Below are 16,561 nucleotides of genomic sequence, written 5' to 3' on the forward strand. Positions count from 1 at the left end.
GGTGGAGCACAAACGAAGGTTGGAAAATGCTCTCTAAATTTTTTCTAAAATCCATGTTTAAAAAGTGGCAAAATGGAGATTACCGCGTGGTGTTTTGGGATAAAGATGTCTACCAAAACGGCACAAAAACCCCACAATTCACTTTAAAAATCAACCGCCCCTTAAAAATGAGCGACATTAAAAAAGACATGTCTTTGACCATTGCCGAAGCCTACATGGACGGCTTGATCGACATTGAAGGCTCGATGGATGCCGTGATGCGGGTGTTGTATTTGCAAACTAATTATGAGCACTTACACAAGCACGACAATGCCACGCCCGTCCAGCCCGCCGACAGAGAAAAGTCCAACATCAAAAGCCACTACGACCTCGGCAATGACTTTTACGCTTTGTGGCTGGATGAAACTTTAAGCTACTCCTGTGCCTACTTCAAGAAAGAGAGCGACACTCTGTACCAAGCGCAACTGCAAAAGTTAGATCACACCTTAAAAAAGCTCGACTTAAAGCAGGGCGAAAAACTCTTAGACATCGGTTGTGGGTGGGGCTATCTCTCCATTCGGGCGGCGCAAGAGTACGATGTAGAAGTGCTGGGCATCACCATCTCTGAAGAGCAGTTTAAACAGGCGAGCCAAAAGGTGAAGGATTTGGGGCTAAGCGATCGGGTTAGCATCAAGCTTTTGAATTATCAAGACTTAGATGGCATGCATTACCGCTTTGATAAAGTCGTGAGCGTGGGGATGTTTGAGCATGTCGGCAAGGCGAATCTGCCCTTTTACTTTAAAAAGGTCAAAGAAGTCTTGAAGGTGGGGGGCATGTTCTTGTTGCACTCCATTTTGTGTTGCTTTGAAGGTACCACCAACGCGTGGATCGATAAATACATTTTTCCCGGCGGGTATTTGCCCTCTTTGCGTGAAGTGATCTCCATAGCCAGCGAAAGCGATTTTCACTTGGTGCTAGGCGAGAGTTTGCGCCTACACTATGCCAAAACCCTAGACCTTTGGCATAAAAACTTTTGCGACAAACAAGAGCAAATTTCTCAAATGTATGATACCCGCTTTATCCGTATGTGGTCGCTCTATTTGAATAGTTGCGCCTCCGCCTTTAGAGTGGGGAGTGTGGACCTCTACCAACTGCTCTTAACCAACAGCGTAGACAACACGATTCCGCTGACAAACGCTTACATTTATCAATAAAAGGATTTTTATGCAATTAGACCCGAGCATTTTTAGAGAGTATGACATTCGGGGGATTTTTAATGAGAATTTAAACGAGCCTTGTGTGCGCCAAATCGGGCTAGAATTAGGCAAGATCATGGCACAAACCTGCAATAAGGTAGCACTTGGTTACGATGCCCGCACACACTCCCCGACTTTATTTGCGTGGCTTAAAAGCGGGCTTGAAAACTTTGTAGAGGTCTATGATATGGGGCTGATCCCCACCCCTGTAGCCTACTTTGCCACCTTTAACACCATTGAGAACACCAAAATCCCCCATTCCATCATGATCACCGGTTCGCACAACCCGCCCGAATACAATGGCTTTAAAATCACTCTAGACCAAAAACCCTTTTATGGGCGAGCCATTCAAGAACTAAAAGAGCACATGCTAAAAGCCCCCACGCCTTTTAGCCCAAAGCCCACCCCAGCCCATCCCCTCCAAGCCAAAGAAGCCTACCACTCTTACTTGATCAATGCCTTTAGGCATTTAAAAGATTTCCCCTATCAAATTGCACTAGATTTTGGCAATGGAGTGGGGGCGATCGGCTTAGAACCTGTGCTAATGGCGTTAAATGTCAAGTTTGACAGCCTTTATCCTAAGCCCGATGGGACTTTCCCTAACCACCACCCCGACCCTAGCGAGTCCAAGAATTTAAAAGACTTGCAAGCCCACATGCAAGCCCACCAAATCCCCATAGGCATCGCCTTTGATGGGGACGCAGATAGAGTTGCTCTGCTGACACCCGGGCACATTTACGCCGGCGACGAATTGGCGATTTTATTTGCCAAGAGCCTAGCCAAAAAAGGCATTAAGCCTCTAGTCATCGGCGAAGTCAAATGCTCGCAAGTCATGTACAACGCCATCAATGAAATCGGGCGAGCTCTCATGTATAAAACCGGGCATAGCAATTTAAAAGTCAAGCTCAAAGAAACAAACGCCCATTTTGCTGCCGAGATGAGCGGGCATTTGTTCTTCAACGACCGCTATTTTGGCTATGACGATGCGCTTTATGCCTGTTTGCGCCTATTGGAGTTGTTTTTAGAACAAAGCCCCCACGCCCTAGAAGAGAGTTTAAAAGCTTTGCCCTACTCTTATAAAACCCCTGAAGAAAAAATTTCTGTCAAAGAAGAAGAGAAGTTTACCATCATTGACAAACTTAAAGAGGGTTTAAAGGGGCAATTACCGCCACACTTCCCCCCCATCGTAGATCTGATCGACATTGATGGGGTTAGGGTGGTTTTTAAAGATGGTTTTGCGCTTATTCGGGCAAGCAACACCACCCCCACCTTAGTAACCCGCTTTGAAGGCAAGGATGAAAAGAGCGCACAGGCCTACAAACAGGCGGTGCTCGGCCTGCTTGAGTTTTAACCTAAACTTTGCGGGCTGTGGTTTTTGCGCTCGCAGGCGCGCATCAAAGGTGCGGGCATGGAAACCCACCTTTTAATTTTAAGGGTTGGAGCTGATAAAAGTCTTGGGTGACTCAAGCTTTGGCTAAAGGTGCGGGCTTTTGAGTTGTCTTGGGTTGTTGTTTCGGGCTTTAGAACTTTGAAATTTTTAAGCACTTTGGTCTTTGGCCAAAGGTGTAGAGTGCTAAAACCTGTTTAGATTCCCTAGCTTCTAGCTTTGGGGAGCTGGGGTTTTTGGCTTTCTGGGCTCTCAAGATAAGGCTCTAGGAGATTCGGGGAGTTTCCCCTCCCCACAAGGGGGAGAAGGGCAAGCACAACTTAGTCTTGGTTGTTGCTGTTATTGCTGTTGTTGCTGTTATTGCTATTGTTGCGGTTGCTGCTGTTGCTGTTATTGCTGTTGTTGCTGTTCCTGCTGTTGCTGCTGTTGCTGCTGTTGCTCATAACATTCTCCTTCCATAAAATTTGAAAACTCTTAGGGTTAGGCTTTCACCTAACCTTTAGTTTTCATGCCACAGACTATAGCAAAACTCTTGTTTACTTTGGTAAACGAAAAATTTTATCCACCCACCAAATAGGCGTGAAGTCCCTCCAGTAGGCGTTTTAAGTCCATTATAAAATCTATTGAAAACCATTGACAAGCTAATCATCCACAGACTGCCCCAACTCTAGAGCTAGGTATTTTCCCGTGAAACTGCCCGTCTTGGTGTGGTTTTTGGCTAAAGTGGCTGGGCTGCCTGTGGCGACAACCTGCCCCCCGCCAGCACCCCCCTCAGGCCCCATGTCAATGATGTGATCTGCATTTTTGATGATGTCTAAATTGTGTTCGATCACAATCATAGAATTGCCCAACGCCACCAACGAGTGCAAGACATTTAAAAGCAGTTGTATGTCCTCGAAGTGTAGCCCCGTGGTCGGCTCGTCTAAAATATATAAAGTCTTGCCCGTATCCTTGCGGCTAAGCTCCTTGGCGAGTTTGATGCGCTGCGCCTCCCCCCCGCTGAGGGTCGTGGCGTTTTGGCCTAGCGTGATGTAGCCCAGCCCCACCGCGTTTAAAGTCTGCAATTTAGCGGCGATTTTGGGGACTTTAGAAAAAAACTCCAACGCCTCCTCCACGCTCATGTGCAACACATCGGCGATGGACTTGCCCTTGATTTTCACGGCTAAGGTCTGCTCGTTGTACTTGCTCCCCTTGCAACTGCCACACTGCACCAGCACATCAGGTAAAAAGTGCATTTCAATTTTAATCTCCCCCTCTCCGTGGCACTTTTCGCACCGCCCCCCCCGCACATTGAAGCTAAAGCGGCTTGCGCTGTATCCTAGCACTTTTGCCTCCTTGCTTTGGGCAAACAGCTCGCGAATGTCGTCCATCACCCCCGTGTAGGTGGCGGGGTTACTTCTTGGGGTCTTGCCTATGGGGGCTTGATCTAGGTAAATCACCTTGTCTAAATGCTCTAAACCCTGCACGACTCCCACCCCCCCCGCTCTTTTTGGCATGGTTTAACTTCTCTTGGGCGATGGGCAAGAGTGTTTGCAAAATGAGCGAGCTTTTACCGCTCCCGCTCACCCCTGTAACACACACAAACTGCCTAAGTGGGATTTTCACCTGCAAGTTTTGGATGTTGTGGATAGAAACGCCCTTTAATTGCAAGCAAGGTGGGTTTTTAGGCAGATTTGATTTAGCCCTTGTGATGTTCTTGAGCCCTTGCAGGTATAAAGCCGTGGGGTGCTTGCTTTGCAAGAGCTTTTGGACACTCCCACTAAAGACCACCTGCCCCCCGTGCTTGCCCGCCTTTGGCCCGATGTCCACAATAAAATCCGCTTGTTTGATCGTCTCTTTGTCGTGTTCCACCACGATTAAAGTGTTGCCCTTTTGCTGTAAATTTTTTAAAGTGCGCACAAGTTTGGCGGTGTCGCGCTCGTGTAGTCCGATGCTGGGCTCATCAAGCACATACAACACCCCCGTAAGCCCGCTGCCGATTTGGCTGGCAATCCTGATGCGCTGGGATTCGCCCCCGCTAAGAGTCCTTGCATCCCGCCCCAAAGTGAGATAACCCAAGCCCACATCCACTAAGAAAAACACCCTTTCGCCAATCTCTTTTAAAATCGGGGCAGCGATGCGCTGCTCTTGCGGACTTAAATAAGCAAAGTGCTTAGGGTCTTTAAAGAAGGCGTGCACGGCGTTTATGGGCATGTTTATCAAGTTGGAAATGCCAAGGCCAGCCACTTGCACCGCCAAAGATTGGGGTTTTAAGCGCTGCCCCTTGCAACTAGGGCAAAGCTTTTCGCCCATATACTGACACAAGTCCTTTTTATCTTTGAACAAGTCGTAGATGATTTGGATGAGCCCCATCCACGGGCGGCTAAGCTTTTGCTGTTTGTAGGTGAAGTGGATTTCTTTGCCATTGCCATAGAGCAAAGCCTCTTGTTTGTGCTTGTCTAGGCTTTCAAAAGGGCTGTTTAAGTCTAGCCCATTTGTGGCGCAAAAGCCCTCAAATAAAGCACTGTAGTAGGCGTTGTTGTAGAAAATCTTTTTCATGGTGGCGATGGGCAAATTAAAATCCAAGAGTTTTTGCAGATCTAAACTCACCTTTGCCCCAAGCCCCGCACACTCAGGGCAAGCCCCCCTAGGTGAGTTAAAAGAAAAACTCACGGGCTCTAGCGGCTCAAAGCTCACTTTGCAAGCAAAACACGCCAAATGCTCGCTGTAATGACGGGTTTTGTTCGTGTCTAAGTCCAGCACCTCCACCCGCCCATAACCCTCTTTCAGGGCTCGCTCTAGCGCACTTGAAAGCCTTGCTTGGTTGTCTGTGCTCACTTCCAGCCGATCGGCGACCGCCTTAATGCTGTGTTTTTTATTTTTGGCAAGCTCTAGGGGCTCATCTAGGCGGGTTAAAACCCCATCGATTTGCGCGCGCACAAAGCCCTTTTGGCGCAGGTTTTGCAAAATATCGTTAAAATGCCCTTTTTTATTGTCTACTAGGGGGGCTAAAATGAGGACTTTACGCCCCGCGCACTCTTGCAAGACTTGGACAATGATGTCGCTAGGCTGCATGGACGCTATGGACGCGCCACACAAGTGGCAGTGTTGCCGCCCCACGCGGGCGTAAAGCAAACGCAAATAATCGTAAATCTCGGTGGTCGTACCCACGGTGGAGCGGGGGTTTTTAGAAGTGGTCTTTTGATCGATCGCAATGGCGGGGATCAGCCCCTCGATCTTATCTACGGCGGGTTTGCCCACCTTGTCTAAAAATTGTCTAGCGTAGCTGGAGAGCGATTCTAAATAGCGGCGCTGCCCCTCAGCATAGAGCGTGTCAAAGGCAAGCGTAGACTTGCCCGAACCACTAAGCCCCGTGAAAACAATGAATTGGTTTTTGGGGATTTCCAGGTCAATGTTCTTTAAATTATTTTCTTTAGCACCATGGATTTTAATGCTGTTTGGCAAATGCAACTCTTTTTGGTAAGATGGCGGGGTATTATACTTAAATTCTATGGAGGGCGTGCAATAAAAAAATACAAATTTCTTGTTTTATGAGATTAAACATGCTATGATTGCGCTCTATTTTCACTATTTATGATGAACTTTAAAGGATTGTGATGAAAAAGTTTCTATTGGGTGTGCCCTTAGCCCTTGGGGTTGTGGGGAGTTTAGCGGCTGAAGAAAACGGAGTTTTTATCGGGGCAGATTACCAAATCGGGCAAGGCAGGATGAACACGAACCTATACAACACGACCGTAGATGGGATCAGCTACCCCCCCGGCACGGGTCCCGATTATAGGAACTGGCAAGGGACAAACATTAGTTGGCATGGCAAATACGGCAATGGGGCGATGAACGGCTTTGGCGTGCTTGTCGGGCAAAAGTTTTTCTTTAAAATCCCTCACGCCAAAACCAAGTGGCTGGGCGTGCGCTACTACGGCTTCTTGGACTATGGTTTCAGCGACCTGGGGCCGCAATATAGCCTCGTGGGCTATGACCAAAATGTCCGCCTGAGCATGGTCGCCTATGGCATCGGTGCGGACATCATGGGCAACTTCATTGACCGCAAAAACGCCAATGTGGGCGTGTTTGCGGGCTTTGCCATCGGGGGCAATGCGTGGCAAGTCAATGACGCCACCTTACACGCTTGGAAAGCTGCCCTCTTGGCTGCAGATCCCAGCGCTAACCTCTCAGGCTTTCCCCACCACGGCAATTTCAATGTGTGGTTGAACTTTGGCTTTAGGACCAACATTTACAAACACAATGGCCTAGAGCTGGGCGTGAAATTGCCCATGCTGGTTAACCGCTTCTTCCCCCAAACCGCAAGCACAAGTGGGTACTATTACAGCTTGAAGCGCGACTACTCCGTGTATGTGCGCTACCTCTACACTTTCTAGGCTAGTTTAGGGAGTCTTTGCAAGACTTTAATGAGGGTGGTGAAAAGCACCCCCTCAAAGACCGCCGCTAACAAGAATGCGTAATAAGTTTCCTCATTGATTGCCCCCACCCTTAGCCCTACGCTGGCCGTGGTGACCAAGAAAGTTAGGGGCATGGACGCGCTCATGGCAAACATGGCGGTGTTTTTCATGCTTTTTAATTCCCCCTTAAAGACGATAAAACTGCTCAAAAGGTGCAAACTTGCCATGCACGCCACGACTAGGGCGGCGTGGGTGAGAAACCTCGGGTGTGCTAAGATCAAGCGCAGATCTAAAGTCGAGCCGACATGGATAAAGAATAAAGGCACAAAAAAGCCAAACCCGATGTCATTCAGCTTGTCAAACAGCTCGTGCTTGTGGGGGAAAAAGGTCGAAATGAGCGTGCCGGCTAAAAATGCTCCTAGGACCAATTCTAACTTCAGCCACGCCACAATCCCCACCAAGAGGAAAAAGAGCATGAGCGCAAAGCGCATGTCTTGGTTCGCCTCGTTGCTTGGCATGATGAAGGCCTTTAGTCTAGGAAACCACCAAAACAGCACCTTAAAAGTGCGCACCAAGCGCGCCATGACGAGCAAAAAGGCGAGCAAAATCCCCAAAACCTTCGCCAAATCCGCCCCCAGCCCGTGCAAGTAAATCCCATCCACAATCACCAATAAAATAATGCTTGTGAGCTCCCCTAACACCCCTACTTTGAGTGCAAGACTTAGCCACGCCTTGTCCTTGCCATAGTCGCGCACGAGTGTCATGATCATCCCCAAACTCACAATGGGCAGGGCGATGATGTAGAGGGCGGGCAGGTGGCAGCTTAGAGTGATGGTGCAAGCCATTGTGTAGAGAATGCCAAAGTAACTTAGGATTTTTTGCAACAGGGGGCGCTCCATTTGCTTAAACACATACAAATCCACCTCCATGCCACACAAAAACATCAAGAACAAAAACCCCGCCTCAGCCAATGCGCTAAAGCCCTCGTTGGGTTTTAAGAGCCCGCAGTAAATCCCCAAAGTGCCTAAAATGATCTCTAACACTGCCACGGGCATTTTCAACACACGGCTCGCATAGGGGGCGAGCACAATCAGGGGCGTGATCGCCACTAAAATGAATAAATCATGCATGGGCACACAACTTTAGGGCTTTTAAAACGGCTTGTGGGTAAAGCGCATACTCTAGGGCATGCACCCTTTGGGTGTAACTTGCTAGGCTCTCCTGTGGTTTTAGGCTTAGATTCTCTTGTAAAATGATCTTGCCGCCATCTAGCTTTTCATTCACCCAATGCACGCTCACCCCAAGAGCACTTTGGCTTTTAAAACTCCTTTCAAGGGCATTTGCTCCCTTGTGCTTTGGCAAAAAAGAGGGGTGGATGTTTAGGGCTTTAAAGTGGGCTAGAAACTTGGGGCTTAAGATTTTATTGTAACCCGCACACAAAATCAAGGCACAGCCCCTAAAGGCGGGGATAAAATCGTCTTCTGTACCCACGATAAATGGCATGTTGAGCTTCTCGCAACGCTTGATCCCCCCAGCCCTTGGGTTGTTGGTGGCGCAGAGGGCAAACTCTAGCCTTGTTAGCGTGCCTTGATGGTTATAGACTTGTCGGTGCAACTTCTCCACGAGATTTTGCATATTTGTACCTTCAGCGCTAAATAAAATGCCTAATTTTAAAGAGTGCATGCCGGGCATGTTAGCATGTTTTCTTAAGGGGGCAAAAACCCCCATTTTGCTATACTAGGGGTTTATTTTCACATTGGAGTTTTAATGCCATCCACAAAACACACTTTCCAAACCGAGATCAACCAACTTTTGGATTTGATGATCCACTCCCTTTATTCCAATAAAGAGATTTTTTTAAGAGAGCTCATCTCTAACGCCTCCGATGCCCTAGACAAGCTCAATTACATGGTCATCAGCGATGAGGTCTATAAATCCCTAGAGTTTCACCCCCAAATCAACTTGAGCTTTAATGAAAAAGCCAAGAGCTTGACGATCGCCGACAATGGTATTGGCATGAGCGAGGAAGAGCTCATCTCACATCTAGGCACGATCGCCAAGTCTGGCACGAAGAGCTTTTTGGCCAATCTAAGCGGCGATCAAAAGAAAGACAGCGCACTCATCGGGCAGTTTGGCGTGGGCTTTTACTCCAGCTTTATGGTCGCAAGCAAAGTCGTGGTGCAGAGCAAAAAGGCCTTGAGTGAAGAGGCTTTTGCGTGGGTGAGCGATGGCAAGGGTTCTTATGAGATCAGCCCCTGCGTGAAAGAAAGCTTTGGCACAGAGATCACCCTGTTTCTCAAAGACGAAGAGGCGCAATTTGCCAACCGCTGGGAGATCGAGCACATCGTAAAAAAATACTCCGAGCACATCCCCTTCCCCATTTTCTTAAGCTACACCGAAACTAAAAGCGAGGGCGAGGGCGAGGCTAAAAAAGAAGTTGTTGAGGACAAATGCACCCAAATCAACAGCGCCAAAGCCCTTTGGCGTGTGCCTAAAAATGAACTCAAAGACGAGGACTACAAAGAATTTTATAAAAGTTTGGCGCATGACAACAACCCCCCTTTGGCGTGGATACACAACCGCGCCGAGGGGGTTTTAGAATACAACACGCTTTTTTATATCCCCAGTGTCGCCCCTTTTGACATGTTTAGGGTGGATTACCAATCGGGGGTGAAACTCTATGTCAAACGGGTGTTCATCACCGACAACGATAAGGAATTATTGCCCCAATATTTGCGCTTTGTGCGGGGCATTATAGACAGCGAGGATTTGCCCTTGAATGTGAGCCGTGAGATTTTGCAACAAAACAAAATCCTTGCCAACATCAAAAGCGCCTCCACGAAGAAAATCCTAGCCGAGATTGAGAAACTGAGCCAAGATAGCGCCACTTACGAGAAGTTTTATGGCCAATTTGGGCGAGTGCTCAAAGAGGGCTTACACAGCGACTTTGAAAACAAAGATAAAATTTTAGACTTGTTGCGTTTTACGAGCAGCAAAAGCGAAAAACCTCTATCGCTCAAAGAATATAAAGCCAGCATGCCCACCGAGCAAAAGAGCATTTACTACATGGTCGGCGAAAGTTTAGACTTACTCAAAGCCTCCCCCATCTTAGAGAAATATGCCCAAAAGGGCTTTGCCGTGCTTTTAATGGGCGATGAGGTCGATGCCTTTGTGATGCCCGGGGTGAGTGAGTACGACAAAACCCCTTTTAAAGATGCAAGCAGCAGCGAAACCTTAAAAGAACTAGGGCTAGCCGAGATCAGCGAGGCGGAGAAAGAGGAGTTTAAGGGCGTTTTAGAGGCGTTTAAAGAGGCGTTAAAAGGTGAGGTCAAAGAGGTCGCCCTGTCTAAAGATTTAAATTCTGCAGTGGCTCTTGTGGGCGATGAGCAAAACGCCATGATGGCAAATTTAATGCGCCAAATGGGCCAAAGCGTGCAAGAGCAACCCAAGACCCTAGAGCTCAACATCGGGCATGCCATCATCCAAAAGCTTAAAGGCGTGGAGGATCACGCCCTTTTAGCCGATGTAGCGCATTTGTTGTTTGACAGCGCAAAACTTTTAGAAAATGGGGCGTTGAAAAACGCCAAAGCCTTCAACGACCGGCTCAGCGCCACGATTTTACGCGCCTTTTAATGCGCCTTGCCCCCCTGCTCTTGTGCTTGCCCCTGTGCGCCAAGCCTTTGAGCATTGCCAGCGACATAGGCAACAAAGAGGGGTTTTTGGACTTTTTAGGCTTTGCCATTCAGCAAGACACGGGACTTAAAATCCTTTGGCAACCTTTAGAGGAAACCAAACGCCTTTGTGGGGTGTCTGCCTATTTGGTTTCTAAAAACGCGCTGAGCACTTGGCATCTTTTAAGCAAGGGGGGTATGCCCGCAAAAGGCACAGCTCTTTTTCAAGAAAGCTTTGTGCTCTTGGGCGATCAAGAGCTAGCCCCGCTTTTCACGGGCAAAAGCCCCAAAGCGGTGCTCTTAGAGCTCACGCGCCCTGCCCTAGCTAAAAGCCTCAAAATTGTCCGCGCACGCCCCACCCCCTACAAACCTACAGACCTCGTGCTGATGAGCCAAAGGCTATATTTGCAACAGCCCCCAACCTTAAGTGTGCTTTATCAGCCCTTGAACATGCGCTATTTTTGGCTGAGCCCTTGCCACAAAAAGGACGCACAACCTGTTTTAAAATGGCTGCAAACCCATAAAGAGATTTTTACAGATTTTAGAATCAACTACCAAAACATTTTCACCCCCCTAGAGGACGGAGCGCATGATTGAATTGATTGTTTTAGATTTTGGGAGTCAATACACCCAGCTTGTCGCACGGCGGTTGCGTGAAGCGGGTGTTTATACCGAGATTTATCCCTACTTCACCCCCGCTAAGGACATCCTAGCCAAGAAACCCAAGGGCCTTATTTTAAGCGGTGGGCCCGCAAGCGTGTATGCCAAAGACGCTTACCGCTGTGCCTCCGAGTTGTTTGAGGCCAACTTACCCGTGCTTGGCATTTGCTATGGCATGCAACTTTTGGTGGATACCTTTGGCGGAGCGGTCAAACCTGCCAAAGCCCAAGAATTTGGCAAGGCGCACTTAGAGTTACTAGAGCCACACCCCCTATTAGAGGGCGTGGAAAATGCAAGCGTGGTGTGGATGAGCCACGCCGATAAGGTGGAGAGCTTGCCCCCTGATTTTAAAACCCTAGCCAAGAGCGCGAATGCCCCCTTTTGCGCCATCGCCCACGCCACTAAGCCCCTTTTTGGCTTGCAATTCCACCCCGAAGTGGTGCATAGCACACAAGGGGCACAAATCTTAAAGAACTTTGCATTGAAGATTTGCGGGTGTCGCCCGAATTGGGACATGCAGGCCTTTGTTGCTCAAGAGATCGCCAAAATCCAAGAGCAGGTCGGCAAGGATAGAATTTTATGTGCCGTGAGCGGGGGCGTGGATTCGAGCGTGGTCGCCAGCTTGTGCTACAAGGCAGTGGGGGCACAAACGGAGGTGGTGTTCGTGGATCACGGGCTTTTACGCCTAGGCGAAAAAGAGCAAGTGGTCCAAATGTTTGCGGATTTAAAAATCCCCCTGCATGTGGTCGATGCGTCTGATTTGTTCTTAGAGAGGCTAAGGGGGGTGAGTGCTCCTGAAGAAAAACGCAAAATCATCGGCTGGACTTTTATCGAGGTCTTTGAAAAAAAGGCAAAAGAGTTAGAGCAAGGGGGCAAAATCAAGTATTTGGCGCAAGGCACGCTTTACCCCGATGTGATCGAGTCGGTGAGCGTGAAAGGCCCTTCTAAGGTGATTAAATCCCACCACAATGTAGGCGGACTGCCGGAAAGAATGGACTTTGTGCTCTTAGAGCCTTTAAGAGAGTTGTTTAAAGACGAGGTGAGGGCTTTAGGCGCACAGCTAGGCCTGCCTGAGAAGATGCTAAAACGCCACCCCTTCCCCGGTCCGGGTCTTGCCATCCGCATTTTAGGGGCTGTGGGTTACGACAGCCTAGAGTTAGTCCGCCAAGCCGATCGTATCTTTATCCAAGCCTTGCACGAGGCCAAGCTTTACGACTCGGTGTGGCAAGCCTTTTGCGTGCTTTTAAATGTGCGCTCAGTGGGGGTGATGGGCGATAACCGCACCTATGACAACACGCTAGCCTTAAGGGCTGTGTGTGCCAGCGATGGCATGAGCGCGCATTTTGCGCCCCTGCCCTTTGAGTTTTTAGAGAGCGTGGCAAATCAAATCATCAATGAGGTCAAAGGGATCAACCGGGTCGTGTATGACATCACTTCTAAGCCCCCGGGGACGATTGAGTGGGAGTAGCCTTAAGGGGGGTCTATGCGATCAGCGATGAGGTGTTGTCCCCCTATGACAAATTGCCTAATCTGCTAGAACACGCCATACAAGGGGGGGTTAGGCTCTTTCAGCTAAGAGATAAAACCCGCAGCGATGGCGACTTGCTCCCCCTAGCCAAAGATTTAGCCAAAATATGCGCTAAGGAGGGCGTGGGCTTTATCATCAATGACCGCCTAGAGCTTGCCCTAGAGTGTCAGGCTTACGGCCTGCACTTAGGGCGTGAAGACACCCCTTTAAAAGAAGCCCGCAAGCATTTTAAGGGGGTGATCGGGGTGTCTTGCTATGGGGATTTAGACAGAGCCAAAGAAGCACAAAGTTTGGGGGCGGATTATGTCGCCTTTGGGGCGTGCTTTGCCTCCCCCACCAAGCCCAAAGCCCCCACGATTGCTAAAGAAGTTTTCACCCAAGCGAGGGCGTGTTTAAACCTGCCCCTTTGTGCCATCGGCGGACTGACCCCTAGCAACATCTCCACTCTGCCCCCCCTTGATATGTGCGCTGTGATTTCTAGCCTATGGCTAGGCGACATCACCCAAAACGTCAAAGCCCTCAAGAAAGCGATGGGGGCTTAGTCTAGGGGGTTGTAAAAAAGGGGGGAATGCTTAAATCACAACTTTTTTTAATGTGCCCAAATCTTGCTAATTTTCCCCCTTATTCACGCTTTATTCACATGTCATTCACGCTTTATTCACATGTTGGGCACATGCGCTAATGCCCTTGTATAGGGGGTTTGTGGGGGTTTTTAAGGGCTTTGGGCACATGTGTGTGAAAAGTTTAGGCACATGTTTTGTGCCCATGTGCTTAAAGCAGTGTGCCCATGTGCCTAAAACGCCCCAAAAACCCGTTTTTTAAGTGTGTTTTTGCCCCATTTTTTCATTTTTTTGTGCCAACATGTGCCTGAAAGTGATTTTTTCCCCGAGCCACAAACGCCCTACACAGCGGGGTTAGCAAGGCTTTGGGCACAAATTCACATGCCCTACTACAACTACTAAAATGTATTTAAATCATGGGCTGTTGGCACATAAGGGCAACAAACTTGTTTAGGAGATTAGGAGTGTTTGGGTTTTGGCTTTTGGGGTTTTGTTTGTGAGATAGGGGATGTACACCTAAAGGCGTATTGATTGCTGATAATCCTAACGGCGTTGATGGTTTTGGTCCAACCACTTTCTGGGGGATGACCCCAAATTTGATTTTGGCATAGCTTGGCTGATGCTGGGTTTGGTTTGGGTAGGGTTTAGTTTGGGCGGTTTAAAACAACTTGCGTTATAATCGCCACTTCTATGGCACACATGGTTGCCTCTTGGGTCATTTGGTGTAAGTCTAAAGCAATTTGGACTGATGGGAAAAGCGTAAATTTTGTTTGCACTTGGGGATGGGAGATAGCGGGCGACCTCCAGAGAGGAAGTAGCCATGCAACAAATGCCGATCATCTTAGCGTTAATGATGCTCTTGACCCAGTATCTACGCTAAGGCGTAAGGGTGGACCCCCGATAAGGAGGTCCTCTCACGCTAGGATTATTGTGCCATAGTTAGCTTAATGTTTGACTTAGATTTTTAGAGTTTTTAAATCCTCCCGCATTATTCCAGACAACTTGCGTTATAATCACCACTTCTATGGCATGGGTGGTTGCCTCTTTTGGACCATTGGAAAATGGCTGAAAGTGGTTTAATTTGCTTTTGGCTTGTTGGGAAAAGGTTTTAAAACCTTTGGGGACAGGAGAAAGTGGGCGCACTCCTAGAAAGGAGGCACACCATGCGATTATTGCTAATTCTAGCGGTGTTGATGGTTTTGGTCCAACCACTTCACTAAGCAGTGAAATCCGGGGATAACCCCGGGGGAGGTTGTTCGCCTCCCTCCGCTAGGATTATTGTGCCATAGTTGCCTTAATAGTTGCCTTACAAAACTTATAAAATTTCAATTCTTGTTTTTAAGAGTGGGTCAAGTTTCGTGTGTCGCCTAAGTGAAGAAACAAACGCCTTGCGTTTGCCCGTATCGCGTTTGCTGTCCAAGCTGCCCAAGTAAAGGAAACCCCCTAGCGTCTCAAGCTAGGGGGCAAACTCCGTTAGGGTTTAAGCTTTAGGCTTAGTTTTACCCTTGCAACGGGGGCAATCCCCCGCCACTTCGCGTTTAAAGCCCAGAAACGCGATGCGTTTCCTCCAAAAACGCTAATTTTTAGATAAAATGCCCACACGGAGTTTTTGCCATGTTTGCTATCCATAGCAACTCCTTTTAAGGTTTTTCGCCCCGCCCTTGAGCAAGACGGGGCACTTAAATTATATCAAAAACCCCCAAACTCTAAGAATTTTCTAACCCCTTTAGTTTATGCACCCAAAACCCTCGCTTTTGTGGTAAAATGCCCCTCGTGGAGTTTTTTCCATGTTTTTTAGACATAGTATCTCCTCTTAGGCTTAAGGGCAAATGCTTTAGCATTTGTTCCTTAATTTTTAAACCCCATTTAAACGCTATTAAACCCCCCTCAAACCCCCTTTAAATCCTGCAAAGTAATGCTCTCTTAGGATGAAGTTCGCGTAATTGTAAAGATTTTTAGACAAGTGGCAAAAGTCTTTAATGCGCTTGAATAGGGGGTGTGAGGGTTTGATGATGTGGCGTTCAGTTAGAGTCATCTAAATCCCCATTAATCGCGTCTATGAGTTCTTGTTTTGCCCTGCTTTCAATTAAAAGTTTCTTAGCAATCCTCCGTTTAGAAACCATTTTCATAGAAAAAGAATGAATGACCTGCATAATGTCCTCAAATAGTTCCTGCTCTAAACTCTTGGATTCGTATTGGTTAATGACAATGATTTTAGTCCCATAGTCTGTAAACAATTTTTCTACTAAATCATAGCTCAGTCTAGCCAATCGGTCTTTATAAGAAACATAGACAGCCTTAATTTTAAAGTTCATTACAGCATTAAGAAGCTCCATAAATCCCTTGCGGTCTAAAGACATCCCGCTTTTAATGTCAGAATAGATGTTACCCACAGGTATTCCTTTAGCATTTAAAAAAGAGATACAATTTTCTATTTGGTTTTGTAAGTCTTGTTTCTGCTTTTTAGTGCTCACCCTAGCATAGATCACATTCAGCCTGCCATCCTCCATCCCAGCAATCTTATAGACATCCTCAGAATTACATTTATAGTAGCCATTAGGCTCTTGTTCAACCCGTATTTTTCCGCTTTTAACATACTTCCAAAGAGTAACACGGGATATTTTTAGAATTTTTAAAACTTCTTTTGATTTCACTTAAACAGATTCCCCATAACTTCTTTTACGATTTTAGGGTGCAAGATTTGCCCAGAATGGAAGGGTAAAACCTGTCTAATCTTGCCTTTTGTATAAATCCTATGGCTACCTTTTTGCCTAGAAAAGATAAATCCATTTGCTAGCAATAGCTTTTCTGCTTCTTTGGCTGTGAGGCAGGGTAATTCAGGCATTTAAAGCGACTTCAATAGGTGCTATGACGGAATTTTTCTTAGATAGAAAGACTAGCTCATCTGCCTCTAAAGTCTCCAAATAAAGCTCTATCGCTTCTTTAATATTTTTTAAAGCTTCCTCGTAGCTTTCCCCTTGCGATACGCAACCCTGTAAAGAGGGGACAAAAGCAAAATACCCGTCCTTATCTTTTTCTATGACAGCATTAAAAAGCACACCACACCTTTAATTGAATTTCTTATAATTATGTACAATATATATTTTTATATAACTTAAATTG

Annotated in this window: 15 protein-coding genes and 1 pseudogene; 7 read left to right on the forward strand and 9 right to left on the reverse strand. The window is 47.4% G+C overall.

The window, feature by feature from the left end; all coding sequences use genetic code 11:
- Positions 1–26: 26 nt before the first annotated feature.
- Positions 27–1,193 (forward strand): class I SAM-dependent methyltransferase, encoded by a 1,167-nt coding sequence (locus K6J72_RS05080; RefSeq protein ID WP_221281137.1) that lies wholly within the window; start codon positions 27–29, stop codon positions 1,191–1,193.
- Positions 1,194–1,203: 10 nt separating this feature from the next.
- A complete protein-coding gene (locus K6J72_RS05085) occupies positions 1,204–2,586 on the forward strand; it encodes a phosphomannomutase/phosphoglucomutase (RefSeq protein ID WP_221279053.1) in 1,383 nt (460 codons plus the stop codon).
- A gap of 356 nt (positions 2,587–2,942) precedes the next feature.
- Here K6J72_RS05085 and K6J72_RS08405 read toward each other — a convergent pair whose 3' ends face one another.
- Entirely contained in the window at positions 2,943–3,065 is a 123-nt protein-coding gene (locus K6J72_RS08405) for a hypothetical protein (protein WP_260320519.1), read from the reverse strand.
- 198 nt (positions 3,066–3,263) lie between these two features.
- Positions 3,264–6,066, reverse strand: a pseudogene (gene uvrA, locus K6J72_RS05090) (excinuclease ABC subunit UvrA).
- Positions 6,067–6,218: 152 nt separating this feature from the next.
- On the opposite strand from uvrA, the gene K6J72_RS05095 reads away from it, so the two are divergent.
- A complete protein-coding gene (locus K6J72_RS05095) occupies positions 6,219–6,998 on the forward strand; it encodes an outer membrane protein (RefSeq protein WP_221279054.1) in 780 nt (259 codons plus the stop codon).
- Here the strand turns inward: K6J72_RS05095 and K6J72_RS05100 are convergent.
- Positions 6,995–8,149, reverse strand: a complete 1,155-nt coding sequence (locus K6J72_RS05100) for a cation:proton antiporter (protein WP_221279055.1) — start codon at positions 8,147–8,149, stop codon at positions 6,995–6,997. The two genes, K6J72_RS05095 and K6J72_RS05100, sit on opposite strands and share 4 nt — an antisense overlap.
- Entirely contained in the window at positions 8,142–8,747 is a 606-nt protein-coding gene (locus tag K6J72_RS05105; protein ID WP_260320520.1) for a formyltransferase family protein, read from the reverse strand. The genes K6J72_RS05100 and K6J72_RS05105 overlap by 8 nt, the downstream gene beginning before the upstream one ends.
- 39 nt (positions 8,748–8,786) lie before the next feature.
- Here K6J72_RS05105 and htpG point away from each other — a divergent pair, with 39 nt between their 5' ends.
- The 4 genes from htpG to thiE are packed head-to-tail and all read left to right on the forward strand — an operon-like array spanning position 8,787 to position 13,420.
- The gene (gene htpG, locus K6J72_RS05110; RefSeq protein ID WP_221279056.1) at positions 8,787–10,652 is read left to right on the forward strand and encodes a molecular chaperone HtpG; all 1,866 of its coding nucleotides are present in this window, start codon (positions 8,787–8,789) and stop codon (positions 10,650–10,652) included.
- Complete coding sequence (locus K6J72_RS05115; RefSeq protein WP_221279057.1) at positions 10,652–11,287, forward strand: hypothetical protein; 636 nt, start codon at positions 10,652–10,654, stop codon at positions 11,285–11,287. The genes htpG and K6J72_RS05115 overlap by 1 nt, the downstream gene beginning before the upstream one ends.
- On the forward strand, positions 11,280–12,818 hold the full coding sequence (gene guaA / locus K6J72_RS05120) for a glutamine-hydrolyzing GMP synthase (protein ID WP_221279058.1): 1,539 nt from the start codon (positions 11,280–11,282) through the stop codon (positions 12,816–12,818). The genes K6J72_RS05115 and guaA overlap by 8 nt, the downstream gene beginning before the upstream one ends.
- The gene (gene thiE / locus K6J72_RS05125; protein WP_221279059.1) at positions 12,809–13,420 is read left to right on the forward strand and encodes a thiamine phosphate synthase; all 612 of its coding nucleotides are present in this window, start codon (positions 12,809–12,811) and stop codon (positions 13,418–13,420) included. Before guaA ends, thiE begins: the two co-directional genes overlap by 10 nt.
- 1,491 nt (positions 13,421–14,911) lie before the next feature.
- Here the strand turns inward: thiE and K6J72_RS05130 are convergent.
- The 5 genes from K6J72_RS05130 to K6J72_RS05150 form a co-directional block, all read right to left on the reverse strand.
- On the reverse strand, positions 14,912–15,067 hold the full coding sequence (locus tag K6J72_RS05130; protein ID WP_221279060.1) for a hypothetical protein: 156 nt from the start codon (positions 15,065–15,067) through the stop codon (positions 14,912–14,914).
- A 247-nt stretch (positions 15,068–15,314) separates the two neighbouring features.
- Complete coding sequence (locus K6J72_RS05135; RefSeq protein ID WP_260320521.1) at positions 15,315–15,473, reverse strand: hypothetical protein; 159 nt, start codon at positions 15,471–15,473, stop codon at positions 15,315–15,317.
- Positions 15,460–16,092, reverse strand: coding sequence for an IS607 family transposase (locus K6J72_RS05140; protein WP_221279061.1), 633 nt, complete (start codon positions 16,090–16,092; stop codon positions 15,460–15,462). Before K6J72_RS05140 ends, K6J72_RS05135 begins: the two co-directional genes overlap by 14 nt.
- A complete protein-coding gene (locus K6J72_RS05145) occupies positions 16,089–16,283 on the reverse strand; it encodes a type II toxin-antitoxin system HicA family toxin (RefSeq protein ID WP_221279062.1) in 195 nt (64 codons plus the stop codon). The genes K6J72_RS05140 and K6J72_RS05145 overlap by 4 nt, the downstream gene beginning before the upstream one ends.
- Positions 16,276–16,497: a type II toxin-antitoxin system HicB family antitoxin gene (locus tag K6J72_RS05150; protein ID WP_221279063.1), complete on the reverse strand. Its 222-nt coding sequence runs from the start codon at positions 16,495–16,497 to the stop codon at positions 16,276–16,278. Before K6J72_RS05150 ends, K6J72_RS05145 begins: the two co-directional genes overlap by 8 nt.
- Between the last annotated feature and the right edge of the window lie 64 nt (positions 16,498–16,561).

Origin of the sequence: Helicobacter sp. NHP19-003 (assembly GCF_019703305.1) — a bacterium.
Taxonomy (GTDB): domain Bacteria; phylum Campylobacterota; class Campylobacteria; order Campylobacterales; family Helicobacteraceae; genus Helicobacter; species Helicobacter gastrocanis.